The sequence below is a fragment of the Flavobacterium sp. ZT3R18 genome, assembly GCF_007097385.1.
In the GTDB taxonomy this organism is placed as follows: domain Bacteria; phylum Bacteroidota; class Bacteroidia; order Flavobacteriales; family Flavobacteriaceae; genus Flavobacterium.
In genome coordinates this window covers 56,651-81,709 of the sequence record NZ_VJZS01000022.1, presented here as the reverse complement: position 1 = coordinate 81,709, position 25,059 = coordinate 56,651, and the positions used below count along the sequence as shown (strand labels likewise).

Annotated in this window: 22 protein-coding genes; 13 read left to right on the top strand and 9 right to left on the bottom strand. The window is 33.9% G+C overall.

The genetic code is table 11. From position 1 onward, the window contains the following. Positions 1-400: 400 nt before the first annotated feature. The gene (locus FNW52_RS17635) at positions 401-1,231 is read right to left on the bottom strand and encodes a 1,4-dihydroxy-2-naphthoyl-CoA synthase (RefSeq protein ID WP_143378803.1); all 831 of its coding nucleotides are present in this window, start codon (positions 1,229-1,231) and stop codon (positions 401-403) included. Between the two features lie 370 nt (positions 1,232-1,601). Between FNW52_RS17635 and FNW52_RS17630 the strand changes: the two genes are divergently transcribed. Together FNW52_RS17630 and FNW52_RS17625 are read left to right on the top strand one after the other, a co-directional pair. Further along, the gene (locus FNW52_RS17630; RefSeq protein ID WP_143378802.1) at positions 1,602-1,805 is read left to right on the top strand and encodes a hypothetical protein; all 204 of its coding nucleotides are present in this window, start codon (positions 1,602-1,604) and stop codon (positions 1,803-1,805) included. 522 nt (positions 1,806-2,327) lie between these two features. Continuing rightward, entirely contained in the window at positions 2,328-3,185 is an 858-nt protein-coding gene (locus tag FNW52_RS17625; RefSeq protein WP_143378801.1) for a DUF3943 domain-containing protein, read from the top strand. 932 nt (positions 3,186-4,117) lie between these two features. Here FNW52_RS17625 and FNW52_RS17620 read toward each other — a convergent pair. The 3 genes from FNW52_RS17620 to menD form a co-directional block, all read right to left on the bottom strand. Then, positions 4,118-4,972 (bottom strand): S1 RNA-binding domain-containing protein, encoded by an 855-nt coding sequence (locus FNW52_RS17620; protein ID WP_143378800.1) that lies wholly within the window; start codon positions 4,970-4,972, stop codon positions 4,118-4,120. A gap of 292 nt (positions 4,973-5,264) precedes the next feature. Continuing rightward, positions 5,265-5,606, bottom strand: coding sequence for a DUF2853 family protein (locus FNW52_RS17615; RefSeq protein ID WP_143378799.1), 342 nt, complete (start codon positions 5,604-5,606; stop codon positions 5,265-5,267). Positions 5,607-5,837: 231 nt separating this feature from the next. Next, a complete protein-coding gene (gene menD, locus FNW52_RS17610; RefSeq protein ID WP_143378798.1) occupies positions 5,838-7,511 on the bottom strand; it encodes a 2-succinyl-5-enolpyruvyl-6-hydroxy-3-cyclohexene-1-carboxylic-acid synthase in 1,674 nt (557 codons plus the stop codon). Between the two features lie 436 nt (positions 7,512-7,947). Here menD and FNW52_RS17605 point away from each other — a divergent pair, with 436 nt between their 5' ends. From FNW52_RS17605 to pip, 3 genes are all read left to right on the top strand, one after another. Beyond that, on the top strand, positions 7,948-8,445 hold the full coding sequence (locus FNW52_RS17605; RefSeq protein ID WP_143378797.1) for a GNAT family N-acetyltransferase: 498 nt from the start codon (positions 7,948-7,950) through the stop codon (positions 8,443-8,445). Between the two features lie 258 nt (positions 8,446-8,703). After that, positions 8,704-9,648, top strand: coding sequence for a tRNA-dihydrouridine synthase (locus FNW52_RS17600; RefSeq protein ID WP_143378796.1), 945 nt, complete (start codon positions 8,704-8,706; stop codon positions 9,646-9,648). Positions 9,649-9,764: 116 nt separating this feature from the next. Then, positions 9,765-10,691: a prolyl aminopeptidase gene (gene pip / locus FNW52_RS17595; protein WP_185966028.1), complete on the top strand. Its 927-nt coding sequence runs from the start codon at positions 9,765-9,767 to the stop codon at positions 10,689-10,691. A 70-nt stretch (positions 10,692-10,761) separates the two neighbouring features. Here the strand turns inward: pip and FNW52_RS17590 are convergent, their stop codons facing one another. From FNW52_RS17590 to ccsA, 4 genes are all read right to left on the bottom strand, one after another. After that, complete coding sequence (locus tag FNW52_RS17590; RefSeq protein WP_143378794.1) at positions 10,762-12,786, bottom strand: thioredoxin family protein; 2,025 nt, start codon at positions 12,784-12,786, stop codon at positions 10,762-10,764. 31 nt (positions 12,787-12,817) lie between these two features. After that, positions 12,818-14,131, bottom strand: coding sequence for a tRNA lysidine(34) synthetase TilS (gene tilS / locus FNW52_RS17585; protein WP_143378793.1), 1,314 nt, complete (start codon positions 14,129-14,131; stop codon positions 12,818-12,820). A gap of 410 nt (positions 14,132-14,541) precedes the next feature. Then, positions 14,542-15,087 carry a glutathione peroxidase gene (locus tag FNW52_RS17580; RefSeq protein ID WP_143378792.1) on the bottom strand — a complete coding sequence of 182 codons (546 nt, stop codon included), beginning with the start codon at positions 15,085-15,087 and terminating at the stop codon, positions 14,542-14,544. Positions 15,088-15,232: 145 nt separating this feature from the next. Continuing rightward, a complete protein-coding gene (ccsA, locus tag FNW52_RS17575; RefSeq protein ID WP_143378791.1) occupies positions 15,233-18,421 on the bottom strand; it encodes a cytochrome c biogenesis protein CcsA in 3,189 nt (1,062 codons plus the stop codon). A 196-nt stretch (positions 18,422-18,617) separates the two neighbouring features. On the opposite strand from ccsA, the gene FNW52_RS17570 reads away from it, so the two are divergent. The 8 genes from FNW52_RS17570 to FNW52_RS17535 all read left to right on the top strand — a co-directional run bounded on the left by FNW52_RS17570 (position 18,618) and on the right by FNW52_RS17535 (position 23,955). Further along, positions 18,618-18,887, top strand: coding sequence for a hypothetical protein (locus FNW52_RS17570; protein WP_143378790.1), 270 nt, complete (start codon positions 18,618-18,620; stop codon positions 18,885-18,887). Positions 18,888-19,062: 175 nt separating this feature from the next. Further along, positions 19,063-19,320 (top strand): type II toxin-antitoxin system YafQ family toxin, encoded by a 258-nt coding sequence (locus FNW52_RS17565; protein WP_255515637.1) that lies wholly within the window; start codon positions 19,063-19,065, stop codon positions 19,318-19,320. A 114-nt stretch (positions 19,321-19,434) separates the two neighbouring features. Continuing rightward, a complete protein-coding gene (locus FNW52_RS17560; RefSeq protein WP_143378788.1) occupies positions 19,435-20,196 on the top strand; it encodes a Rossmann-like and DUF2520 domain-containing protein in 762 nt (253 codons plus the stop codon). After that, a complete protein-coding gene (locus FNW52_RS17555; protein WP_143378787.1) occupies positions 20,180-20,707 on the top strand; it encodes an HAD family hydrolase in 528 nt (175 codons plus the stop codon). Before FNW52_RS17560 ends, FNW52_RS17555 begins: the two co-directional genes overlap by 17 nt. 283 nt (positions 20,708-20,990) lie before the next feature. Further along, positions 20,991-21,917, top strand: coding sequence for a geranylgeranylglycerol-phosphate geranylgeranyltransferase (locus tag FNW52_RS17550; protein ID WP_143378786.1), 927 nt, complete (start codon positions 20,991-20,993; stop codon positions 21,915-21,917). Further along, positions 21,910-22,491, top strand: coding sequence for a Maf-like protein (locus FNW52_RS17545; protein ID WP_143378785.1), 582 nt, complete (start codon positions 21,910-21,912; stop codon positions 22,489-22,491). The genes FNW52_RS17550 and FNW52_RS17545 overlap by 8 nt, the downstream gene beginning before the upstream one ends. A 13-nt stretch (positions 22,492-22,504) precedes the next feature. Next, a complete protein-coding gene (locus tag FNW52_RS17540) occupies positions 22,505-23,038 on the top strand; it encodes a mechanosensitive ion channel domain-containing protein (protein WP_143378784.1) in 534 nt (177 codons plus the stop codon). 395 nt (positions 23,039-23,433) lie between these two features. Next, positions 23,434-23,955 carry a hypothetical protein gene (locus tag FNW52_RS17535; RefSeq protein WP_143378783.1) on the top strand — a complete coding sequence of 174 codons (522 nt, stop codon included), beginning with the start codon at positions 23,434-23,436 and terminating at the stop codon, positions 23,953-23,955. A gap of 62 nt (positions 23,956-24,017) precedes the next feature. Here the strand turns inward: FNW52_RS17535 and FNW52_RS17530 are convergent, their stop codons facing one another. After that, positions 24,018-24,977 carry an alpha/beta hydrolase gene (locus FNW52_RS17530; RefSeq protein ID WP_143378782.1) on the bottom strand — a complete coding sequence of 320 codons (960 nt, stop codon included), beginning with the start codon at positions 24,975-24,977 and terminating at the stop codon, positions 24,018-24,020. Between the last annotated feature and the right edge of the window lie 82 nt (positions 24,978-25,059).

Genomic DNA, 25,059 nt, shown 5'->3' with positions numbered 1-25,059 from the left:
CCACCCAAAACCCCGAAGGGGTGAAATGATTATAGAAAAACCATATCAAACCCATCCAAAACCCCGAAGGGGTGAAATGATTATAGAAAAACCATATCAAACCCATCATTAATGAATTCAATAAATAATCTCAGCACTTCAGATTTTACAAACTATATCATCAATAATCTTTTCACCCTTTCAGGGTTTTATAAACTACATCATTCTATTTCTATAATCCTTTCACCCCTTCGGGGTTTTATCGACTACATCATTCTATTTCTATAATCTTTTCACCCCTTCGGGGTTTTACACAGAAAAACAACATAATTTATTCTCTCGATCATTATACATCTACTTTCTGAAAACTTTTAAACTTTTAAACTTTTAAACTTTTAAACTTTTAAACTTTTAAACTTTTTTACGGCAACCATTTCTTTTCAAAATTCGGTTTGCGTTTCTCAAGGAATGCGTTTCTTCCCTCTTTAGCTTCTTCAGTCATATAAGCCAATCTGGTCGCTTCTCCAGCAAAAACTTGTTGTCCCACCATACCATCGTCGGTAAGATTCATTGCAAATTTCAGCATTTTGATAGCCATAGGCGATTTCCCAAGGATTTCTTGTGCCCATTCATACGCCGTGTCTTCTAACTCAGCGTGTGGAATAACCGCATTCACCATACCCATATCCATTGCTTCTTGAGCCGAATAATTACGCCCCAAAAAGAAAATTTCACGGGCTTTTTTCTGTCCCACCATTTTAGCCAGATAAGCCGATCCGTATCCTCCGTCAAAACTGGTTACATCGGCATCTGTTTGTTTAAAAATGGCGTGTTCTTTACTGGCCAATGTCATATCACAAACTACATGCAAACTGTGTCCTCCGCCAACAGCCCATCCCGGAACAACGGCGATAACTACTTTTGGCATAAAACGAATTAAACGTTGTACTTCAAGAATATTCAACCGATGTTGTCCATCATCACCAACATAACCTTGATGACCGCGGGCATTTTGATCCCCTCCACTACAAAAAGAATACACTCCATCCTTTGATGAAGGTCCTTCGGCAGAAAGCAAAACCACACCAATTGAGGTATCTTCTTGCGCATCATAAAAAGCCTGATACAATTCAGCCGTCGTTTTTGGTCTAAAAGCATTACGCACATTGGGTCTATTAAAGGCGATTCTAGCTACTCCATTGCATTTTTTATAGGTTATATCTTCAAATTCTTTGGCGGTAATCCAATCCATTCTGTTTAATTTTAAATTATTTCAGTGTAAAAATAAACCATTTTTTTATATTTCTTAGCTATTTGTAGCTATTGACTTGTAACTTTTAGCAGTCTAAAAAAATGGCTCCCAAAAAGGACAAAAATCCAAACGAAATTTATCAAATATTGCATGAAAAAGCAGCTCATTTCGTGCATTCATTACTATAAAAACAGCAGCTTTCATGCAACCATTTCAAAACAACAAAACCGTAAAATAACAGCAAATGAAATGTTAATTATACTCATTATATCAATAGTTCTTCGTAAATTTAACTGTCTTTTAATCATGGAAATAGTTTCATTTTTAAGAGAAGATTGCCTAACTAAATTATTAACTAAATTTTTTATTTTTGAAAAAAGCCGTAATTTTTGTCGCTCTAGTTTCTGTAGTATTCTTCTCGAATTGTAAAAACAACACTGAAGCTGCTCCAGAAGAGCAAATGGAACAGACTGTTATTGACAGTACCGTTACCGTTACAGATAGCATTAAAACAGATGAAGTAACACCTGAGGTTGCAACAAAAGACACATTGACAACTCCTGCAGTAAAATAAATTTTATACGTTTTGCGAAAGGACATTTTTCAATTTTCTTTTAATAAATGATGAAACCCAATGGTTCTAACGTGAAAATCTCTTTTGATGACACCTGAATAAGTAAACCATTTCAAGACAAATGAATTCAATCAAGCGATTTATGAAAGTACTTTTAGATCGTCTTGTTCTTAATGTATCTTTGAATAGATAATACTTCAATAATAGAAGATTTTTCTAAACAAAAATAGCAAAATGAATTTCAGAACAATAAACTAGGCTAACTCTAAGGGTTAGCCTAAATTTTTATACAAAAACTTGATTTTTATACTCCAGTTAACCTACCATTATTTCTTCGAAACGACACCAAAATCCTAAACCTTTTTTCACTACATTTGCACCGTTTTTGCAACATTGAGTACATTACCTTTATTTTTTAATTAATCCCTAAAAGAGAACCGTGATGTTTTATAAAAATGCAAAATTCCCTTAAAAGGTCTTTTCTTTTATTGGAGTCTTTTTACTAACAACATTAAGCTTAACATGATTCAAACAAAAATATTTTTCGGCTTCGTTCTTTTAACTCTAACTGGTTTTACTTCATTTTCTCAACAACTTGAGACGAATAATTCTCTTCAAAATATCAATTCAAAACAATTTGATAATTTGGTAGCAGCAAATGATGTAAACGCAACTCCCCAAGATTCTCTTTCTTACAATACTCTAACATTTACCGACTCAACAGTGGTAAAACAAAATACAGCGGTTTACCCTCCTGCTTTCAAAGATTACAGAAGATTAGGTCTTGACACCGGAATGTATGTTGGAGCTACCGTTATTGCGTTTGGCGTACTCTATGCCATGCCTGAAAGCGCGACCAATTGGGATAAACAAGCCATGAAAGAAAATGGGCTTACCTATAAATGGAAACAAAACGTAAAGGCAGGCCCAGTTTGGGATGATGATGATTGGGTTCTAAATTATATCACACACCCTTATTCTGGCGGGGTTTATTATATGACCGCCAGAAGTAGTGGTTTTAACATGTTTGAATCGTTTCTTTATTCTGCATTTATGTCAACTTTTTTCTGGGAATATGGCATAGAAGCTTTTGCAGAGATTCCATCTAAACAAGATCTAATAATAACTCCAGTAATTGGATCGATAATAGGAGAAGGCTTTTTCTATGCTAAAAAAAGAATCGTGAGAAATGATAGAAGAGTATTGCATTCTCGATTTTTAGGGTACACCTCTTTACTTATTATGGATCCATTCAATACTTTATTGGATAGTTTTGGTTATAAAGAAAAACAAAAGATACAATTAAATTTGACTCCAGTAGGATTTGACAAAGGGGCTAATAAAGCTGTTTGGGGACTTAACTTTAATATGCAATTTTAACAAACACCAATTCAAAACATACTGACAATCAATTTATTAAATCATTTCCTTCAATACTTTAGCAATACTGTCTGAAATAGTTAAAATTTGCATTTAAAGCAAAAATAAATTAGTATTTAACAATCCCCAATAGAAATAATTATTACTTTTATCTCATGCTAATCAAATATTTCACATTCAACAATGTTAATTATTAGTTCCGATTAGCACCTATGTTGTTCACTGATTTATTAACCTAAAAAATGATTTTTTTGAGTAAATTTGAAATTATTGTCGCTTTTGTTTTTATGGTTTTAAATTATATAATTATTTCTAAAACTATTTTAAAATACAAGCAGATGAATAAAAGATTTGCAGAAATAGTATCGATTATAAAGTAACACCTAATGGTAAACTAAAGATTTACAGTCCGACAATTGTATTTTATAAGAATACTGAATTGTTTCGAGGAAAGTAAACTTTCAATATATAAAATAACCAATGGTTTTATTGTGAAATTGTTTCTTTACAAAATAAACAGATCCCTTTTATTTATAGACAAGCCATTTAATGAAGAAATTTAGACTTTAGTAACATTGTTATCACATATACGAATAGTGTTTTAAAGTACTTGAATATACTTTTGAGAATGCACGGAAATTTATTTTATTTTTGTTCAATACTACATCGTTAAAAACAAAAATAAAGAGAGAAAGACTAATCAAAATGATTAGTCTTTCTTTTTTATAGTTACTCAGCATTCCTTTTTCAATCTAAAAAATGGGGTTCTGTCCTCAGGGCAAACGCCTTTAACATTTTTCGCCACTCCCGATAGCTATCAGGACGTGTCTAACTTTTTTTAAAGCGTTTGCCCTGGTTCTGCGCTCAACTATGTGAGTACCAAAAAATAAATTACAATGCGTACAGACCACACTGAGAACTGTGACCTTTTTTTATTCCTTAACCAAATAAATTCCGTCTTCTTTTATCTCGATTAATTTTTCTTTATACAAAGCACCAATGGCTTTTTTGAAAGTTTTTTTGCTCATTTTCAAAACTGTTTTGATGTCTTCCGGATGCGAATTATCTGTTAGACGCAAGAAACCTCTACTGGCTCTTAATTCATCTAGAATTATTTCAGCATTGGGCTCTATACTTTGATATCCTTGAATTTGAAGTGACACATCAATTTTGTTGTCTGGTCTAATATTTTTAATATAACCTCGCATACGATCTCCTGTACGTATCGCATCATCATACACCTCATCTTTGTACAACAATCCTTTGTGTTGTTCGTTGATGATCACATTAATCCCCAATTCGGTAATATGTGAAACGATTAGTTCTACTTCTTCTCCTTTTTCAACGGTAAGGTGGTCATTTTTTAAAAATTGATTCAATTTACTGGATGCAACCAAACGGTTGGTTTTTTCATCCATATAAAGATACACCAAATAGCGTTTTCCCTTTTCCATAGGACGCGCTTGCTCCTTGAACGGAACTAGTATATCTTTCTCCATACCCCAATCCATAAAAGCACCTATTTGATTGGTATAATTCACACGTAAAAGTGCAAATTCATTCAGCAAAATATAAGGTTCTAGTGTTGTAGCAACGGGACGTTCTTCGTGATCTAAATACACGAAAACAATAAGCTCCTCGCCTATTTCGAATTCATTGGGTACGTATTTATTGGGTAACAGTATATCGTGTATTCCTTCTGGATCTTTTTCTGGGTTTCCTAAAAACAAACCCACTTTGGTATCACGCAATATAGTAAGCGTATTGTATTTTCCTATTTCAATCATTTTTATCGAGGTTCTGAGTTGCCGAGCAACTAAGTTTAAGCTGCAAAGGTACGAAGTTTGAAAATGGGAATTAGAAAAAAAAAAATTCAATAAAAAAGTCCTCCTTTATGATTTTTAGTTTTCAGTCGCAGTTTTCAGTCGCAGTCGCAGTTTTCCACCCAAAAAAGATGTTAATAAAAAACAGTACCCAAGAGACTCGCTTTTCCCTCAAATTATTGCTAAGAAAGCAAATACAATGTTTACACACAACTCTGAAAACTGTGACTGAGACTGAAAACCTGAATTACTACTTTTAATTGTACACACTTTCTCGACCAAAATGTTTAGTCAATAAATAATAGAAAACTGCTCTGTATTTATTCCTATTAGACTTCCCGTATTGCTCCAATACTGCATCAATTCCCTCCTTAAGAGCTGGACCATCGGATAAACCTAATTTCTTGATTAAGAAATTATTTTTCACCGTTTCTATTTCGGCTTTCTGAGTTCCTGCTATAATAGAAGAATCGGGATTAAATATGGATGGTCCACATCCGATAGTTACTTTTGTCAATAAATCCATTTCTGGATTAATCCCGCATTTTTCTTTCAAGTCGGCTGCATACTTTACAATTAATTTGTCTTTTGCGCTCATAAAAAATATATTTAAGGGTTCGTTTTCTTATAACTACCTCAAATTTAGTAATTTATTACACGCATGTACGATTTTTATTCGTTATTTTATTATTAAATATTTATAGCCTAATTTTCATCTGTCTCTCCTTCGATTCAACGGATTAAAATCTGATGTTATATTCTGACTCGTTCCTTCAAATCAACGGATTAAAGTCCGTTGCTACAATAGGAATCGTTCCTACGAAACTTTTTAAACCAGCTCTTTAAAATACTGCAATAAAATAGCATTATTATCTAATGTAGGCGTAAATACTTCCAGAATAGCTGGTTTGTCATTTTGAGCGTACAAGAAATCCAATCCTTTGGTCAGACTCATCTCATCTTTAGCAACAGCGTAATCCAGTCCGTACATTTTTGCTAAATGTTCTGCTGTCAGGTTATGAGAAGTTTCAAAAAAAGTATTAAACACAGGCGTTTCTTCATGTCCGGGCAAAATTCTAAAAATTCCTCCACCGCCATTATTGATCAAAATAATTTTGAAGTTTTTCGGAATATAATTGTTCCAAAATGCATTGCTATCGTATAAAAAACCGACATCTCCTGTTATAAAAACTGTCTGTTTGGCATTTCGTCTGTTTGACGAGACAGCCGCACCGATAGCTGTAGAAGTGCTTCCATCAATCCCACTGGTTCCTCGATTGCAATACACTTCGATAGATGGATCAATAGGTATTAATTGGGCATAACGAATAGCCGAACTGTTACTGATTTGCAATTGACTTGATTTAGGCAAAGTAGCAATCACTTGCTCAAAAACTTTGAAATCAGAAAAAGGAATTTTAGACAAATAGATTTCGTGTTTTTCTTTGCGTAATGCTTTAACCACATTCAATTGAGAGAAATAATCACTTTCAATTCTGGTTGTTAAAGGTAAAAAGGCTTTGAAAAAAGTATTGGGATCTACCTCAAAATGCTGAGTCAAACAACCAAAAGTGTCATATGCTCTTAAAGTATCGATATGCCAATGGTGTTTTGGTTTATATTTTCTTAGGAACGCTTTTATACGTTTGGAAACAACCATTCCACCAAAAGTGATTAGGATTTCTGGACGAAAAACTTCAAAATCTTCTGTTGTAAATGGCGTAATAACGGTGTCAATGTTACTTATAAAGCTTGGATGACAAACATTCGAAGTGTTTTCAGTCATTACCACAACCGATTCGTCACTGCCAAAAGCTTCAATCGTTTCTTCGGCAATTGCATTGGGTTCGTTTACACCAATAAGTATCAATTTTCGGGTAGCGTTGTTCCAAAGGTTGGCGTATTGCTGTAACTCTTTGGTATCGATTATCTGCGGCACTTTTGCGGAAGCGAAAACTGTACTCTTAACACTTAACTCCGAAACCGTTTCATACAAAGGCTCTTCAAAAGGGGCGTTTATATGTACAGGCCCTTTTTTATCAATGGCTGTATTGATGGCTTCGTTTATTTTTTGATCATTTTCTTCTGAAACCGTTTCAACTAAATTGGCATTGTACAAGGAATGATTGGCAAATACATTTTCTTGACGAATGGTTTGCCCATCGCCAATGTCAATCTTGCTTTGTGGTCTATCCGCCGAAACTACAATCAGTGGAATCTGGCTATAGAATGCTTCCGCAAAAGCGGGATAGTAGTTTAATAAAGCCGATCCCGAAGTACAAACGAGTACGGTGGGTTTGCAGGTTTGTTGGGCAATTCCTAACGCAAAAAAAGCAGCACAACGCTCATCGGCTATGCTGTAACACTGAAAATCGGGATTACTTGCAAAACCTATCGTAAGGGGCGCATTCCTTGAACCGGGAGAGATGATAATAGTAGTGATTCCTTTGGCTAAAAAAATTTGAAGTATGCTTTGTGCTAAAGGTATTTTGGGGTAAGTCATTTAAAAAGTTTAGAAAGTTTAAAAGTTTAAAAGTTTAGTGCAAACCGCTAAATTCTACAATAAACAGCATTTTCAGCTTATATTCCTTTTAAACAGAAAATAAAAAATACCGTTGTCAAAAGATTTACCATATAAGAAATATAACAAAATATAAGCTATTGTTTTTTACATCCTAGCTTAAATGACCTTATATTTCTTATATGGTTAAGATTTAATGTTGTTTATTTTAGAATACAGCCGTCCAAACAAACTTCTAAAAACTGTTTTGCAAAGTTACAAAGTTGCCAAGGCTTTTCCTTTCATTTGAGTCTATTTTTCTTAATTTTGAACAACAAATAATTACTTCATGAAATGAGCATCATCTTAAATTGGCCACATACTCCAATGAAAATATGCGAATTGCATATGACCGATAAAAAACAATAAATATCTACAGATGAAAATCAAATTAAGACCGTACCAAACCGAGGATACGCAAGCCACATTGGATATTATCAATTATAATATTCTAAACTCAACTGCTCTATACGATTATAACATTCGGAGTTATGAGCAACAAAAAGCAATATTAGACGAAAAAATCAACAAACATTTCCCTGTGATTGTTGCTGAATTAGATGGCAAAGCCGTTGGTTTCGGAATGTATAGTGAATTTCGATTCCGAGAAGCGTATAAATATACTGTAGAACATTCTGTTTATGTAGATAAAGATCATCACGGAAAAGGGATTGGAAAACTATTGTTGCAAAAACTTATCCTATTGGCAAAAGAGCAGAAACTTCATACTATGATTGCCGTAATCGACGCAGAGAATCAAAGCAGTGTAGATTTTCATGAGAAATTTGGATTTAAAATCGTTGGAATTATCAAAGAATCGGGCTTTAAATTTGATCGTTGGTTGAATTCTGTTTTTATGCAATTGATATTGGAGTAAATTATGCAGTGATTAGTGAATAGCCCTAAGTAATTAGCCTTGATTGCAATGTAATTAAGCTTCGTGCAAAATTGAAAATCATTTATACCTAACAAGGTGAAAACAAACCTGTTAGGTGTCATAAGCCATAATCTTAATAAAATGAACTATCAAAACTATAATTTGAATAAAATTACATAGATTCTTCCCTCAAAACATAATTACTCTAGAAAACTATAACCATTTAAAGAATTGTATCTTTGCACTTTTACAACTATTATGAGTTTTACATTGCTTTCTTCTCCCTTACAAGGATTTACTGACTTCCGTTTTCGAAATGCTATCCATAAATATTTTGGAGGGATCGATACCTATTATTCTCCATACATTCGTTTGAACGGTAAATTGGTTATAAAATCGTCTTATGAAAGAGACCTACTTCCTGAAAACAATATTGGCTTAGAGGTTATTCCACAAATTATAACCAATGATGCCGATGAATTTTTATTCGTAGCCAAATATGTGCAGCAACTGGGTTATAAAGAATTGAACTGGAATTTGGGTTGTCCATATCCTATGGTTACCAAATGTGGTATGGGTTCAGGTCTTATCCGTAATACCGAAAAAATCAATCACATTCTTGACAGAGCACACTCGGAAACCGACATTATTGTGTCTATGAAAATGCGTTTGGGGTATGATACCACTGAAGAGATTCTTGATGTTTTACCTATTTTAGACACCTACCCTATTAAAAATATTGCCATACATGCCCGCACAGGGAAACAACTTTATAAAGGAGGCGTACATCTGGATGCGTTTCAGCAATGTATTGACAACACCAAGCATAAATTATATTACAATGGCGACATTACTTCGGTAGCTAAATTTCAGGAAATGCAGCAACGTTTTCCGTCCATTGACCATTGGATGATCGGAAGAGGCTTAATTGCCGATCCTTTTTTGCCGAGTATGATAAAAAGCAATGCTTTCGAGTACCCTAAGAACAAAATGGAATTATTCAGTGCTTTTCATGATACCCTTTATGAAGGATATAGCGAATCATTATCTGGATCCACTCATATCTTACTGAAAATGCACCATTTATGGGAATACTTTTCGGTTATATTTTCAGATCCTCATAAAGTTCATAAAAACATCAAAAAGTCCAAAAGCATCAAAAATTATGAGGCTACGGTTAAGGAGGTTATAGCTAAAGGATAGTTTTCAGTGGTCAGTTTTTTAGTAATCAGTTAAAAATATAAGTTCATTGAAGTTTGATATCTATTCTCGATACATATCATTCAAAAAATTAATTTTAGAACAAAAAAGATATTCAATTGGAACAAAGCAACCTTATCGAAAAAGGACATTTACAAGTAAGTACCATCCATTCTATTTACTATGAAGTTTGTGGAAACACGAATGGAGAATCCATCTTGTTTGTACATGGTGGACCTGGAGTTGGTTTCTCTGAAAAAGACAAACGCTTTTTTGATTTTAAAAAACAAAAAGTGATTTTTTTCGACCAAAGAGGAGCCTCAAAAAGTGTACCGTTTGGTTCTATTGAAGAAAATACTACACAGGATTTAGTAAATGACATCAATACACTTTTAGATCATTTAAACATTCCGAAAGTTCATCTTTTTGGTGGCTCATGGGGAACTACACTAAGCCTTGTTTATGCAATTCAAAATCCAGAAAAAGTAAAAAGTTTGTTACTGAGAGGTGTTTTTCTTGCAAATGCAGCATCCATCGAATACTATATTAATGGAGGTGTTAAAAATCAATTCCCGATGGTATGGAATCGATTTAAAAACAACGTCCCTTTGGCAAATCAAGAAAATGTAGCAGCCTATTATTTGAATAAAATGCTTCATGGAACGGATAAAGAAAAAGATTTCTTTTCGTATGAATGGGCCTATTATGAAATCTCAATCTTTAAAGATAATATAACCGAAAGCGAAATTCAGTCTATTGTGAATGAGTTCCCCTATCAATCCCTTTCTATAATGGAAGCGCATTATCTAATCAATGATTGTTTTATTGAAGACAATTATATTATAGACAACATTAGTTCCTTGCAATCAATTCCAGTAAAAATTATTCATGGTAGAAACGACAACATCTGCCCTTTGCTATTTGCCGAAGCATTACATCAAGAATTAAACAATTCAGAACTTTATATTGAAAATTCAGGCCATTCAGATTCTGAACCGGACATTGAAAATCGAATTATTGAAATCATAAAAATAGAGTTTGACTAGCAAACTCTATTCAGGACAAGACAGACATAAAAAATCCCAATCTTTTTAAACGGATTGGGATTTTTTACTTTTATTTTTTAAATTTTGAAATACCCTCTTTCAACCAAACTTGGTATTCTTCAACGGGTACATAACTTATGGTAGGTTGCTTTTCATTGAGATTATTTCCCTGTAAGTCAGTCAAAACATACAACGGTTGTGTATTGGTGTTGTATTTTGTGATCATAAAATCGGTCCATTTATCACCTATCGTTTCAATTTCGGCTCCTGTAGATTTGGAGGTAAATTGTTCGCTTTTCGGCAATGGTCTTTTATCATCTACATACAATGAAATAAGAACTACTTCATTTTTAAGAATTGGGAGTATGCTCGCATCCGACCAAACATTGTTTTCCATTTTTCTGCAATTCACACAAGCATGTCCTGTAAAATCAAGCATTATAGGTTTGTTTACCATCTTAGCATACCCCAATCCTTTGTCATAATCATCAAAAACAACAATTTGATGTGGTCCAAATTTGGCTCCTTCCGGCAAAACAGATGTAGATATATTTCCTGCACTGGAACTACCAACACCGAGTGGGCTTTCACTATAGTCCATCGGAGGAGGAAATGCACTTATTAATTTAAGTGGAGCACCCCAAAGACCTGGTATAAGATAAACTGTAAAGGCTAAAGTAATTAATCCTAAATACAATCTTCCAACAGAAATATGTTGCAAAGGACTATCATGTGGTAATGTAATCTTTCCGAATAAATATAATACCAAAGCACCAAAAATAGCTATCCAAATGACCAAGAACACTTCTCTTTCTAATAAATGCAATTGTAAAACCAAATCAGCATTGGATAAAAATTTGAATGCAAAAGCTAATTCTAAAAAACCAAGAAACACCTTTACTGTATTTAACCAACCACCAGATTTAGGCAATGAATTTAACCAACCCGGAAACATCGCAAAAAGCATAAAAGGCAAAGCCAATGCTAATGAAAAACCAAACATTCCTACAATTGGTCCTATAACACCATTGGTTGCAGCTTCGAATAGAAGTGCCCCTACAATGGGTCCTGTACAGGAGAATGAGACAATCGCCAAAGCTAATGCCATAAATAGTATTCCGAGAATTCCGCCTCTATCTGCTTGCTGATCTACTTTGTTCGCCCATGAATTTGGCAACATAATTTCGAAACCTCCTAAAAATGAGGTAGCAAAAACCACTAATAAAACGAAGAATCCTAAATTAAACCAAACGTTTGTTGCTAAAGAATTCAAAGCATCTGCTCCAAATATCCATGACACTAAAAACCCCAGTGAAACATAAATTACAATGATCGAAATTCCGTAAATAATAGCATTCCTGATTCCAGCTGCTTTAGTTTTGCTTTGCTTTGTAAAAAAACTAACCGTCATAGGTATCATCGGAAAAACACAAGGCGTTAACAATGCTGTAAATCCAAATAAGAAAGCAACAAAAAAGATTGACCATAAACTTCTTTGTGAAGCGGGTTTCGATTTTTTAACTGCAATTTTTTCAACAGGCGCAACACTTTCCTTTGTTGCCTCAGAAAAAGTATTTGTTGTATCTACTTTGGCTGTATCCAATTTTACAGCAGCAACTGTCGTATTTGTAGTAGCAGTCGCTTCTGTTCCTGGTATCTTAAAAGTGAATTTCTTTTCTAGATTGATACACACTTCTTTGCATACCTGATAGTTCAATTCGACTTGAATAGAAGTAGTCTTTGGATTTACAAGCGTGATTTCTTGTTGAATTTGGGCTTTATCGTGAAAGAATGTTTCGTTTACACCAAAAATATCATTAAAAGCGGTAGCGGTTTTACTTTCTTTGGCTTTGCCAACCAAATTAAAATTTCCTTTTTGATCTTTAAAAATAATTTCCAAAGGTAGTGGTCCTCCATCAGGTGTAAATTGCGAATACAAATGCCATTCTTTTTCTATTACACCATTAAAAGTTAAAATATAATTGGTTTCCGATTTCTTTTCGATTGTAGTTGTCCATTTTACGGGATCTAAAACTTGAGCATTCCCTTTGGCGAAAGCCAAAAAAGTAAGGAGTAAAATAATTAATTTCTTCATTTTCTATGTTCTGTTTTCTCTATTCTATTTTCTAATTTTCTAATACTATTTTCAGTATATTTTTCGTTGTATCTGCTGTTCTAAATCGGTTATCAGCTCTTATACCAATCACCCAAACAATTTGATCGTTGGAACATAAAATCCAAGTATTTTCTTTTTCTATTAATGATAATTTTTCATCTTTAAAAAGTTTACTTACCTTCTTTGACTTTCCGTCCATCCCAAAAGGCATAAAAACATCTCCGGTTTTCCACTTGCGCAATACCAATGGAAAAATCAACTGATCAGCATCAACAAATATAGTTCTATTAGACCCTTGAGAAATGTCATCTACTTTACAAAACGTAACATTTAAGGGAATCTTAACTTCTGTTTGGTTTTCATTAATAAGAAATTCTTCCTGTATTTCTGAATGATCAATAGGGAACAAAATCAGAGAATCCCTGTCTTTCAGCAAACGAAAATCCGCAGCAAAAACTTGCTTCCCTGATTGACCATCGACCAAATCATAAATATCATTCCAAGCAGTAAAACCAAATTCTTTCAGCCATTGATACAAATACGATTGATAATTGGGCAATTTCAACAATTGATTTAAATCAAAATGAATTTGATCTTCTACCTCTCTAGCTACTTGCTGATACACCATAACAGCTGCATCCTCGACCATAGCCAATGATTGCTGCAAATAACTTTCGGTTTTCAAAAATGAAGTCATAAAATTGGGATTCAACTCCTTCAAAACAGGAATCAAATGATGCCTAATTTTGTTTCTTACATATTTATCCGATGCGTTACTGCTGTCTTCCCTCCATTCAATGGCATGTTCTTTGGCATAATTGTCAATTTCAAGACGTGAAGAAAATAATAAGGGACGAACAATTTTATCATTTTGCTCTGGAATTCCGGTCAAACCTTCAAGTCCCGTTCCTCGGGTAAGATTGATTAAAAACGTTTCTAGATTATCATCGGCATGATGTGCTGTGAGTATGTAATCATAATTCTCGGTTTCTAGCAACTCGTAAAACCAATTGTATCTTAGTTCTCTGGCCGCAACTTGAGTCGATAATTTATAATCTTTGGCGAAAGCCTCAGTATCAAATTGTGTTACAAAAATTGGAACTGCATTCGCCTCAGCATAATCTTGGATGAATTTTTGATCGCCAAAGCTTTCTACTCCCCGAAGTTGAAAATTACAATGAGCAATGGCAATATCATATTCTAATTCCTGAAATAAATGCAATAAAACCATACTATCCAGACCGCCACTTACAGCAAGAAGCAGTTTTTTTTGCAACAAAAAAGGCATTTCCTTTTCGATATGATTTCGAAGTGTGTTTTTCATTTATCAAAAATACTGATTATTATTTAATCTTATATATTTCCCACGATTGAAACCGGGGGCTATACCTCAATGTCATTAAGGTTAAGGGAAATCCAGCGGATTTCAATCTTTATAGCAACCAAAATATAACACCCCACCAACCCCACCGGAGTTGTATTATGTTGAGAAATGTACGACCCCGCTGGGGTCGCTGTGTGAATCGAATATTATTTCTATAAACATTTGACCTCTCCAAGGTCAATATAATCCTTAACCTTAATGACATTGGGCTACACTTAAAGATCCGCGATAAAATTCTGCCTTCAATATGTTTTTTCAATTCAAAGCAACAAAAAAGAGCTTACTAGATTAGCAAACTCTTTTTTTAACTGATCACTAAATAACTGATCACTGATCACTTCTTCAAAAAACTATCCCTTAACCCATTTTACCACTTCCGGATCTGTTGGCAAAGTTTTTGGAGAAATTACTTTCTCTAATTCCCCTTTTTCATTGATAAGGTATTTTTGAAAATTCCATTCTACTTCTGAGTCTTGTAATCCGTTTTTAGATTTTTGAGTCAAAAATTGGTACACCGCACACATATCATCCCCTTTTACGGAAACCTTGTCCATCATAGGAAAGGTAACGCCGTAATTCAATTGACAGAAAGAGGCAATTTCTTCATTGGTTCCGGGTTCTTGTGAAGCAAAATTATTGGCGGGAAAGCCTACAATCACAAAGCCTTTGGATGAATATTCTGTATACAAAGTTTCTAAATTCTTATATTGAGGAGTTAATCCACATTTTGAAGCGGTATTAACAATCATTACTTTTTTACCTTTTAGTGTGGCAAAATCAAAAGTTTTCCCTGATAAGTCTTCTACTTTAAATTGATAGATGTTTTGTTTCACTTGTGCTTGAATTTGGATATTAAAAAAGAACATTGCGCAGACCGCTACTACTAATTTTTTCATGGTTATATTTTTTATAAAATTAAGCATTTATCTCTATTATCAGAAATTATTTTGATGGAGCCATTGTTATTTTTTAATTAAAATTCTTGTACAAAAAAAGGTTCAACAGCTAAGTTGAACCTTTTTAGATCGAAATAATAAAAACCTATTTCTTATAATATTTTCTGTATTTTGGATAAGTAATGGCACCAATTAAAGTTATTGTCCCCAGTGAATACCATATCCAGCTCAAAGAATGTGCTTCGCCACTAGCGTAAGAATGCAATCCCACTAAGTGAAAGTTTACCCCATAATACGTAAACAAAATAGAGATAAAAGCAAACATACTCATTAAGTTAAAAGTCCATTTCCCTCTCAATGAAGGTACAAATCGGGCATGAATCACAAATGCATACACCATAATACTGATTAAAGCCCAAGTTTCTTTTGGATCCCATCCCCAGTAACGTCCCCAACTTTCATTGGCCCATTGCCCTCCAAGGAAGTTCCCTATGGTTAGCATAATCAAACCAACCGTTAATGCCATTTCGTTAATATACGTGATTTCCTTAACATTCAAATCCATCTTGGTTTTGTTCTTTTCGTTAGTAAAAAAGATTAAAACAAGAGAAACAAAACCTAAAATCATACCCAAAGCAAATGGTCCATAACTCGCCACAATAACCGCAACGTGTATCATTAACCAATAGGAATTAAGTACCGGTTGTAAATTAGCTATTTCTGGATCAATCCAGTTGGCATTGGCGGCCATAAAAATCATTGCTGTTACAAAAGCAGCCGAAGCCACCGTCAATTTTGACTTTCTATCAAAAACCAAACCAAAGAACATAGTCGCCCAAGCTACATAAACAATAGCCTCATACGCATTACTCCATGGTGCATGCCCTGAGATATACCAGCGCGTTCCTAATGCTATGGTATGCAATCCAAAAAATACTCCTATCAATATGTGAAACGCATTAACAGTAATTCGCAATGCCTTTTTATCAAAGAAAATATTAAATAGCGTAAAAACTAGCATTAAAATTCCACCTAGCGAATAACAATAAAATAGTTTAGGGAGAATATCGTATTTGTTATAGAATAACTCCAAATTTATTTTGTCGTCACTTGGTCTTACTTTGCTACCAAACTTTTTCTGAAAACCATTGATACTTTCCAATAAATCATCGGCCGTTTTATAATTTTTAGATTCAATGGCGTGTCCTAATGTTCCAAAATAAAGGGGCAAAATACTTTTGGTATAGGTAGAATCCATTCCTTTCATACCGGCATGCTCTAATTCTAGATATGAAATCCATTTATTGCCTGGATCATTCGGTATTGGGAAAATCCTTAATATACTTCCACTCAAGGCCGATTCCATCAAATTTACTTTCTTATCGGTTTCAATAAAACCTTTCTCAAAATTGTTCGGATTTCCAGCTTTATAAGCATCGTCTAAATATGGGGATAATTTATAGTTCCCTTTCTCATCAAAGAAAGCGATAAAAGGAGCATATTTATCTTTGGAATCGATTCCTATAATTTTACGAATACTATCGTTTTCTGGCTTAATATAGATTATCGGAATTTCGATCCACAATTGAGCACTTTGTGTCATCGACAAAAACACTTGGTCAGAATTCATTCCTTTGTACGAATTAGAATGACTTACTTTTCGCAACAATTCAGAAGAGAATGTATTGATTGGTTTCATTCTACCACCAGCGTCTTGAATGACCAATCTACCAAATTTTGCTGCATGTTTTTCATTAACGGTAAAGGCAGTCAATAACGAATCCAATTGTTTTTGGGTTGGTTTTACTCTTACATGACTTTCATTATGCGAAGCTTCGGTTTCATCAGCTGAGTGATTATGTCCTTCATGCCCTTGTGCAAAACCGGTTAAACTAAATAACAATACAAAAATCGTTATTAGTTTTGCTTTCTTATCTTTCACTACTTCTAATTTTCTTTTCACATCGGCAAAACGGGAATGTTTGGTAAACAGAATGGCGATCATGGCAAAAAACAACATGAAATACCCAATATAGGTAATCGTAGTTCCCCAAAAATCGTGATTTACTGATAATACAGTTCCTTTTTCGTCTGGATCAAATGAAGATTGAAAAAAACGATACCCTTTGAAATCCAGAACATTATTCATAAATATTCTTGCATCAAATGGTTTTATAGAATCCTGAACGGTCACTTGGCTTTCAAAAGAAGAATAACTTTTTTCGGTTCCAGGATATTTTTGAGCAATAAAGTCGTTTAGTTTTATTTTGAAAGGTAGAACATAGGCTTTGCTTCCGTAGAAAAAAGTATAGTCCAGTCCGCCTATTTTAACGGTTTTAGAATCTCCTGTTTTTCCTTTAGACCCCAATAAAGTAACTTTTTCTTCTTTGCCATTGGCAATCACTTTAACCACTAAAGCATCCTCATGATTTTTCTCCTTAAAATCATTTTTGGTTTCATAATCAATTACTCCAGTCACGGTAGGCTCTGGAAAAACAAAACGAATATCTCCAATACTATACAATGAACGCATCATCAAAGGTTGTACAATATCTTTTACCACCTTGCCTTGCAATTTATCTGCCATTCGCATAAAATCTCCTTCAAAAGGCATCTGAATGGTATAACTGCTTCCCGTTGTATTAATATTGATAGCGCCTTCGGTAAATTTATTTAAGGCAAAAAGTACATTATGAACATTTTGAACTTCCCCTGATTTCAAGAAATGCTCTTCACGACCACCATCTCCGGCTTCCACCAATTTAAAATACAAACTTCCTTTTGGATCGGGTTTAATGTATTCTTTGGCCCCCATGATGAAATTTTCGTATTTTACTTCAAATCGAGTATCTGCAAATTTATCTTTGATAGAAAAATCATTGTCGGTAACTGGCGATAATAAAACGGCTTTTTCAAAAACTCTACGTTTCATTTCTCCTTTGTATTCTCCATCGACAAAAAGAGTCAAGAATGTTTTATCAGAATAAAATTGATTTTCGGCAGCTCCTTCACGAATAGGCATCATTCCTTCAAAACTGATGTAACGAGTGATAAAAGCTCCTCCTATTATAAATACAAAAGCCAAATGCAGCAATAAAGTAGCCCATTTTTCTTTTTTAAGCAATTGATAACGCTTGATATTCCCAATAAAATTAATCATAAAGAATCCCATAATAGCTTCAAACCACCAGGTATTATACACTAAAATTCGGGCTGTATCAGTATTGTATTTGCTTTCTATAAAAGTTCCGGCACCCATTGCTATTGCAAAAGTCAAAAACAACAAAGCCATTAATCGGGTTGAAAACAGGACAGAGAATAATTTTTTATCCATTTGAAAGGAGTTTCGTTTTATTTAAGTGTCGCAAAAGTACTCAAAATTGTCCACTTGTTTTAGTGGGAAATTGTTAATTTAAACCAAAATTGCCCCAACCCCGCAACCCTGTCAGGGTTTTGAACCCTGACAGGGTTATTTATTCAAATAGTACTTTTTGATAAAATAAAACTAACTTTGCGTAAAATATTGGATTATGACAACGCTAATAATAAAATTAAACGAACGTAGCAAAGCAGGAAAAGCTTTTATGGTAATGCCTAATTTTTTTAGAGATTCCAAAGCGATTGAAATTCTTGAGAATCCAGTTGGATCGGATAAATCATTGGAGGTGGAAAAAACATATCCGACAAGTAAAAATGTTCCGAATGCGGAAACCATAAAAACTTTTAAAGAAACTGATGCTGATAAGGGGTTAACCAGAGTAAAAAACTCTCAAGATTTTTTTGATGCAATGGGTATTTAATGTATGAGCTAAATTATACATCAAAGATTAAGAAGGATATTAAGTAAATGTTTCAAAATAAACCCTGCAATTTGCCTCGTTCTTTCGCCCTTTTTCTTCGTTAAAAAATATTTCAATAGCCCAGCTATTCAAAAATTTTTTGCCTTGAAAAAAAACAAAATAACTTCGTCAAATTTTGCATGCTTTATTTCAAAACCTTTACAAGCTTTGTAAAAGAAGAAATTACGATTTTGAAGAATTTAAAATCGTAATTGGAATACTTGAAAGTACGGGAGAACTTCCCACAACATATAAACCTCATAAATTAAGTGGTAATTATTCTGGACGTTGGGAGTGTCACATAAAACCCGACTGGCTTTTGATTTGGAAACAAAATGAAAGCGAAAAAGAAATTTATTTGGAGCGTACAGGAACACATAGTGATTTATTTTAGCACAAACCTTTAAAAAATACAAACCAGAGCAAACACTTTAAAAAAAGACAACCACTCCCGATAGCTATCTTATTCTCACACTCACCCTTAATTTTTTTTTGTTAATTTTGTAAAATGATTAAAATAACGATTATCGGTTCGGGAAATGTGGCACAACACTTGATTGATGCTTTCGCAAAAAGTAATGCGGTAGAAATCATCCAAGTTTTTTCAAGAACGCAAAAGCAAATTTCTCCACTACTCGATTCCAGCAAAATTACGAATGATTGGAATACTTTGGCAGAAGCTGATATGTATATTATAGCCGTTTCGGATGATGCCATAGCAAGCGTTTCCTCTCAATTGCCTTTCGAAAATCGATTGGTTGTACATACTTCGGGAAGTGCGCCATTGGCTTCACTAGATGATAAAAACAGAAAAGGCGTTTTTTATCCTTTACAAACTTTTACAAAAGGAAAAGCTGTTGATTTTAAAGTAATTCCTTTTTGTCTTGAAACTCAACTCGAAAGCGATTATGAAATTCTAGAAAAAGTAGCCCGATCTATTTCAGATAGTGTTTACAAAATCGATTCACATCAACGAAAAGCCTTGCATGTTTCGGCGGTTTTTGTCAATAATTTTACCAACTATTTGTACCAATTAGGAAATGAAATTTGTCAAGAAAACCATGTTCCATTCGATATTTTGAAACCCCTGATTCTAGAAACTGCCGAGAAACTCTTAACCCTTTCTCCCGAAGATGCCCAAACTGGACCTGCAAAACGCAATGATATTTCGACTATAGCGGCTCATGAATCTTTTTTATCAAATGAAAATCAATCTACAATTTATAAAATACTAACACAATCTATACAAAATCATGGCAAAAAGCTATAAAGAAATAATGAATGATATTACTACGTTTATTTTTGACGTAGATGGCGTACTTACAGACAGTTCCGTTTTTGTAACCAATGAAGGAGACATTCTAAGAACAATGAATATTCGTGATGGTTATGCCATGAAAGCAGCGGTTGAAAGCGGGTATCATGTATGTATCATCTCAGGCGGAAGCAACGAAGGCGTGCGAGTAAGACTCCGCAATTTAGGAATAACCGATATTCATTTGGGTACTCCAGATAAAGTAGAAACTTTTAAAGAATACACCGATGTTTACAGCATCAATCCAGAACAGGTTTTGTATATGGGCGACGATATTCCCGACTATCACGTGATGAAATTGGTAGGATTGCCTGCATGCCCACAAGATGCAAGCCCCGAAATAAAAGCGATTTCAACCTATATTTCTCATAAAAACGGAGGAAAAGGTGCTGCCCGTGATGTAATCGAGCAAGTAATGAAAGTACAAGGAAAATGGATGGCTCATTTTGATGGAAAACATGATTAAATAGTTTTCAGTTTTCAGTCCTGATGCTTCTTAAACAGTTTTCAGTTTTCAGTCCCAGTTTTCAGTCCTGATACTTCTTAAACAGTTTTCAGTTTTCAGTCCTGATACTTCTGAAATAGTTTTCAGTTTTAATACTTAATGAAATGACCTATTTACGAGATAATTAATTTACAGCTATATTCTTTCAAAATCAAAAACTGAGACTGAGACTGAAAACTGAAAACTGAAAACTGAGACTGAAAACTGAGACTGAGACTGAAAACTAAAAACCTGACCAATAAAAATGAAATACCTCAAACTAATACGTTACCAAAACCTACTGATGTTAGCTTTAATGCAACTGCTTTTTCGATATGGTTTTTTGAAATTGCAAAATATCCCTTTGGCGCTTAATGATTGGCAGTATTGTCTTTTGGTGCTATCTACCGTTTTAATTGCAGCTGGCGGTTATGTGATTAATAATATTTTTGATCAGGCAACAGACAATGATAACAAACCCAACCAAGTCGTTGTAGGCAAAAGTGTTTCTGAAACCCAAGCGTATAATATCTATTTGGCACTGAACATTGTGGGCGTTGGCATTGGATTCTATTTATCCAACGTGATTGCGAAACCGGGATTTGCCTCTATCTTTATTATGATAGCCGCCACACTTTATTTGTATTCCACTAGCCTGAAGCAAATGATGCTTATCGGGAATATAATTGTGGCTTTACTATTATCGTTTAGCGTAATTATCATTGGTGTTTTTGATCTTTTCCCAGTTACCAATGCAGGAAATCAACAATTGATGGCCGATTTATTTTCCGTACTTCTTGATTATGCCGTATTTGCTTTTATCATTAACTTTATTAGAGAAATCGTTAAAGACCTAGAAGATGTCAACGGCGATTACAATCAAGGCATGAATACATTGCCAATTGCACTCGGAATTAGCAGAACAGCAAAATTGGTCTTAATTATAAGTTTCATACCGTTAGTATTGGTTATATCCTATATTAACACCTATTATATGGCAAACAATTTACACCTCGCTACACTATATGCGTTGTTGTTTGTTGTTGCGCCCCTACTCTATTTTATCATAAAAATGGCTTCCGCAAAAAAGACCAACCATTTTCATCACTTAAGTATAATTTTAAAACTAGTGATTTTATTTGGACTTTTTTCTATTGCGATTGTCACTTATAACATTCAACATCATGCTTAAAGAAAAACTACAGAATTACAAACTCATATTAGCTTCGGGATCTCCGAGGAGACAACAATTTTTCAAGGATTTAGACTTGGATTTTGAAATTCGGTTAAAAGAAATCGAAGAAATTTTTCCAGCCGAATTGAAAGCGGAGGAAATCACTAACTTTTTGGCCCAATTGAAAGCCAATGCTTTTGAAGGTGAGTTGCAACCCAACGAAATTCTGATTACAAGTGACACTATCGTTTGGCACAACAATAAGGCTTTGGGTAAACCAAAAGACCATCAAGACGCTTTTGAAATTTTAAAATCATTATCGAATGCCACTCACGAAGTCATTACTTCGGTATGTTTTAAAACAAATACGACATCCAATTTGATTTTTGAAACAACAAAAGTTACCTTTAATGAATTAAGCGATGAGGCCATACTTTATTATTTAGAAAATTACAAACCGTATGATAAAGCTGGAGCCTATGGTATTCAGGAATGGATTGGTTTTATAGGGGTTTCAAAAATTGAGGGATCTTATGCCAATGTTATGGGAATGCCTACTGATAAAGTATTTGACTATTTAAACAACTTGTAAATAAGAAACAAAAATGAACTTTTTTGATCTATATCTTAAACAGGAAATCAGTACAGGAGTGCTATTATTGGTTGTCTTTTTATCTCGTACCATTGTTTCAAAAATAGTGAGACGGTATGCCAAAACAAGTCAAATTATCGAAAGAAGAACCAACTTGGTTATCAAATACATCAATATCCTTATCAATATTTTGGCATTAATTACCTTAATCTTAATTTGGGGGGTTCAGGCCAAAGACATTTTTATTACGCTTTCGTCTGTAGCTACCGTAATCGGAGTAGCGATGTTTGCCCAATGGTCTATCTTGAGTAATATTACTTCCGGAATCATTTTGTTCTTTTCGTTTCCTTTCAAAATTGGAGATATCATCGTAATACATGATAAAGATTTCCTTGAAGAAGGCGAAATCGAAGACATTGGAGCTTTTCATGTGACTTTACGATCCAAAGAGGGAGAAGTGATTATCTATCCCAATAATTTGTTTTTTCAAAAAGGAATTTCAATTATGAAGAAACCTTCAACCAATGATAATGAATTTACCGATTAATTCAACACGAGTTAATTACAGAACAATTGCTTAAATTACTAAAACATTCACTTCCTTAGAGGTTCTTCAGATTAGACCTAACAGGTTTTAAAAACCTGTTAGGTCTCCGTTGAAAATCAAAAATTCACATATTCAACATTCGTTCGCATCTTCGCTAGTTTTCGATAAATTAGCATCTAAAATCAATGCTAATCCTTGAAATCATTCGGAAAATAAAGACTGGCCAAGAATCAAGTATAGTCCTAATAAATTAAATACAAACTAGAGAACACCTAAAATTATTCGATTCGCGTTATACAATAATAACAAAAATGTTTAGTTATTGTCTATCTAAGCATCCAAAAAAAAAAACTCCCTATAAACAGTATACAAATAAATACCAAATCTAAATTACAATGAAAACAATTAAATTATTTATTATCGGACTCCTATTTTTTGCAGCGAGTTCAACACAGGCACAAGTTTCTGTTAATGTAAACATAGGAACACCCAACGTAAATGTAAATATAGGAACTCCTCCTGTTTGGGGTCCTGTTGGTTATTCTAATGTGGAATATTATTATTTACCCGATATAGAAGTCTACTATGATATAAGAGCATCACAGTATATTTATTTTGGAAATGGAAACTGGGTTCGAACCAGACAATTACCCAACCGTTGTAGAAATTACAATTTATACAATGGATATAAAGTAGTATTAACCGATTACCACGGCAATAGGCCTTACTCCTATTTCAATAATCACAAAGTAAAATATTATAAAGGATACAAAGGAAAATATCAAAAAAACAGAGGCGATTATAATGAACATCGTGATTATGACGACCATGACTATGACGACCATGACCACGATCACCACGATAAACATGAAGGAAAAGGGAATAATGGAAAAGGACATGGAAATGGCAAACATTAATTGCCATTTTATTTAAATAAATAGAAAGAGAGCCACGAAAGAGGCTCTCTTTCTATTTAAATTTAGTTATTTATTTTATCCAACCATTCGAAGGTATTTTTAAAAACAATATCTCGTACTGGTTTTCTGGAAAGAACCACATCATGAATAGCACCATCCACTTCAACAACTTCTTTTATGGGTGCGGTAACCCTTTTTGATTTCTCCTTAATATCTGTCACATTCAAGATAGCATCTCCTTCAAACATTTCTTCACTCCATTCTTTTGGATATACCGATTTACGGGAATGTAAGATCAAGATTGGTACATTAATGCCAACACCATGGGCGATTTTTAGATGACCTTGATGTATTGCATTTACCCAACCCGCATTTATCGACGGGGCAACATGAGGTTTCCAGCTCAAATTGTAATCCCACTCTCCAAAATCATTTTTATGCAAACTTTTGCCATAAAATTTAGAAAAACTTACAGGCAAAGAAACATTTGGATGCAATCTGCCCAATAAAGAAAATATAGGAATGACCGTTTTCTTTTGAATCCACGGCACATTAAAATCATAAAACGGACTGTTACAAACCAAAACATCAAATAGCTCCCTCCCTTTTCGATCCGAAGCATACAAAGTTACTATAAGCCCACCTGTAGAGTGCCCGTACAGTACTATTTGTTTATTTCCTTCCTCTTTTATAATCGTTAATGCACTGTCCATATCTTCATAATATTCAGATAGATTCCTTACATTATTCGGTAAATGGTTTGGTAACTGAGACCTTCCATATTTCCTTAAATCCAAGGCGTAAAAATGATACCCTTGCTTCAAAAACTCCTCTGCAATAACTATTTGAAAAAAATAATCATTAAACCCATGAATACACAATATGGCTTTCTCAGAAGGCTTGAGATTCAATTTCCGAATGAGGCTCGTGGTCACTTTACCTTCATAATCATCGGGCTGAATAATAGTCGTTTGTTCAAAACCGTTCTTTAATACATCTTCTACGTATTGTACATTCGTCATAGTTAGGTTCTTTTTAGATAAGGGGCTTCTTATAATTTCGAGCGCATAATTGAATTATCGCTGTTTCCAATTCTCTCAAATT

Bases quoted from the DNA above. Each gene is read 5' to 3' on its own strand.
- FNW52_RS17635 (WP_143378803.1), bottom strand. From the start codon at position 1,231: ATGGATTGGATTACCGCCAAAGAATTTGAAGATATAACCTATAAAAAA.
- FNW52_RS17605 (WP_143378797.1), top strand. From the start codon at position 7,948: ATGAAAATCAAATTAAGACCGTACCAAACCGAGGATACGCAAGCCACA.
- ccsA (WP_143378791.1), bottom strand. From the start codon at position 18,421: ATGGATAAAAAATTATTCTCTGTCCTGTTTTCAACCCGATTAATGGCT.
- FNW52_RS17590 (WP_143378794.1), bottom strand. From the start codon at position 12,786: ATGAAGAAATTAATTATTTTACTCCTTACTTTTTTGGCTTTCGCCAAA.
- FNW52_RS17570 (WP_143378790.1), top strand. From the start codon at position 18,618: ATGACAACGCTAATAATAAAATTAAACGAACGTAGCAAAGCAGGAAAA.
- FNW52_RS17550 (WP_143378786.1), top strand. From the start codon at position 20,991: ATGAAATACCTCAAACTAATACGTTACCAAAACCTACTGATGTTAGCT.
- FNW52_RS17535 (WP_143378783.1), top strand. From the start codon at position 23,434: ATGAAAACAATTAAATTATTTATTATCGGACTCCTATTTTTTGCAGCG.
- FNW52_RS17580 (WP_143378792.1), bottom strand. From the start codon at position 15,087: ATGAAAAAATTAGTAGTAGCGGTCTGCGCAATGTTCTTTTTTAATATC.
- FNW52_RS17615 (WP_143378799.1), bottom strand. From the start codon at position 5,606: ATGAGCGCAAAAGACAAATTAATTGTAAAGTATGCAGCCGACTTGAAA.
- FNW52_RS17560 (WP_143378788.1), top strand. From the start codon at position 19,435: ATGATTAAAATAACGATTATCGGTTCGGGAAATGTGGCACAACACTTG.
- FNW52_RS17540 (WP_143378784.1), top strand. From the start codon at position 22,505: ATGAACTTTTTTGATCTATATCTTAAACAGGAAATCAGTACAGGAGTG.
- FNW52_RS17620 (WP_143378800.1), bottom strand. From the start codon at position 4,972: ATGATTGAAATAGGAAAATACAATACGCTTACTATATTGCGTGATACC.
- tilS (WP_143378793.1), bottom strand. From the start codon at position 14,131: ATGAAAAACACACTTCGAAATCATATCGAAAAGGAAATGCCTTTTTTG.
- FNW52_RS17545 (WP_143378785.1), top strand. From the start codon at position 21,910: ATGCTTAAAGAAAAACTACAGAATTACAAACTCATATTAGCTTCGGGA.
- FNW52_RS17555 (WP_143378787.1), top strand. From the start codon at position 20,180: ATGGCAAAAAGCTATAAAGAAATAATGAATGATATTACTACGTTTATT.
- FNW52_RS17600 (WP_143378796.1), top strand. From the start codon at position 8,704: ATGAGTTTTACATTGCTTTCTTCTCCCTTACAAGGATTTACTGACTTC.
- menD (WP_143378798.1), bottom strand. From the start codon at position 7,511: ATGACTTACCCCAAAATACCTTTAGCACAAAGCATACTTCAAATTTTT.
- FNW52_RS17530 (WP_143378782.1), bottom strand. From the start codon at position 24,977: ATGACGAATGTACAATACGTAGAAGATGTATTAAAGAACGGTTTTGAA.
- FNW52_RS17625 (WP_143378801.1), top strand. From the start codon at position 2,328: ATGATTCAAACAAAAATATTTTTCGGCTTCGTTCTTTTAACTCTAACT.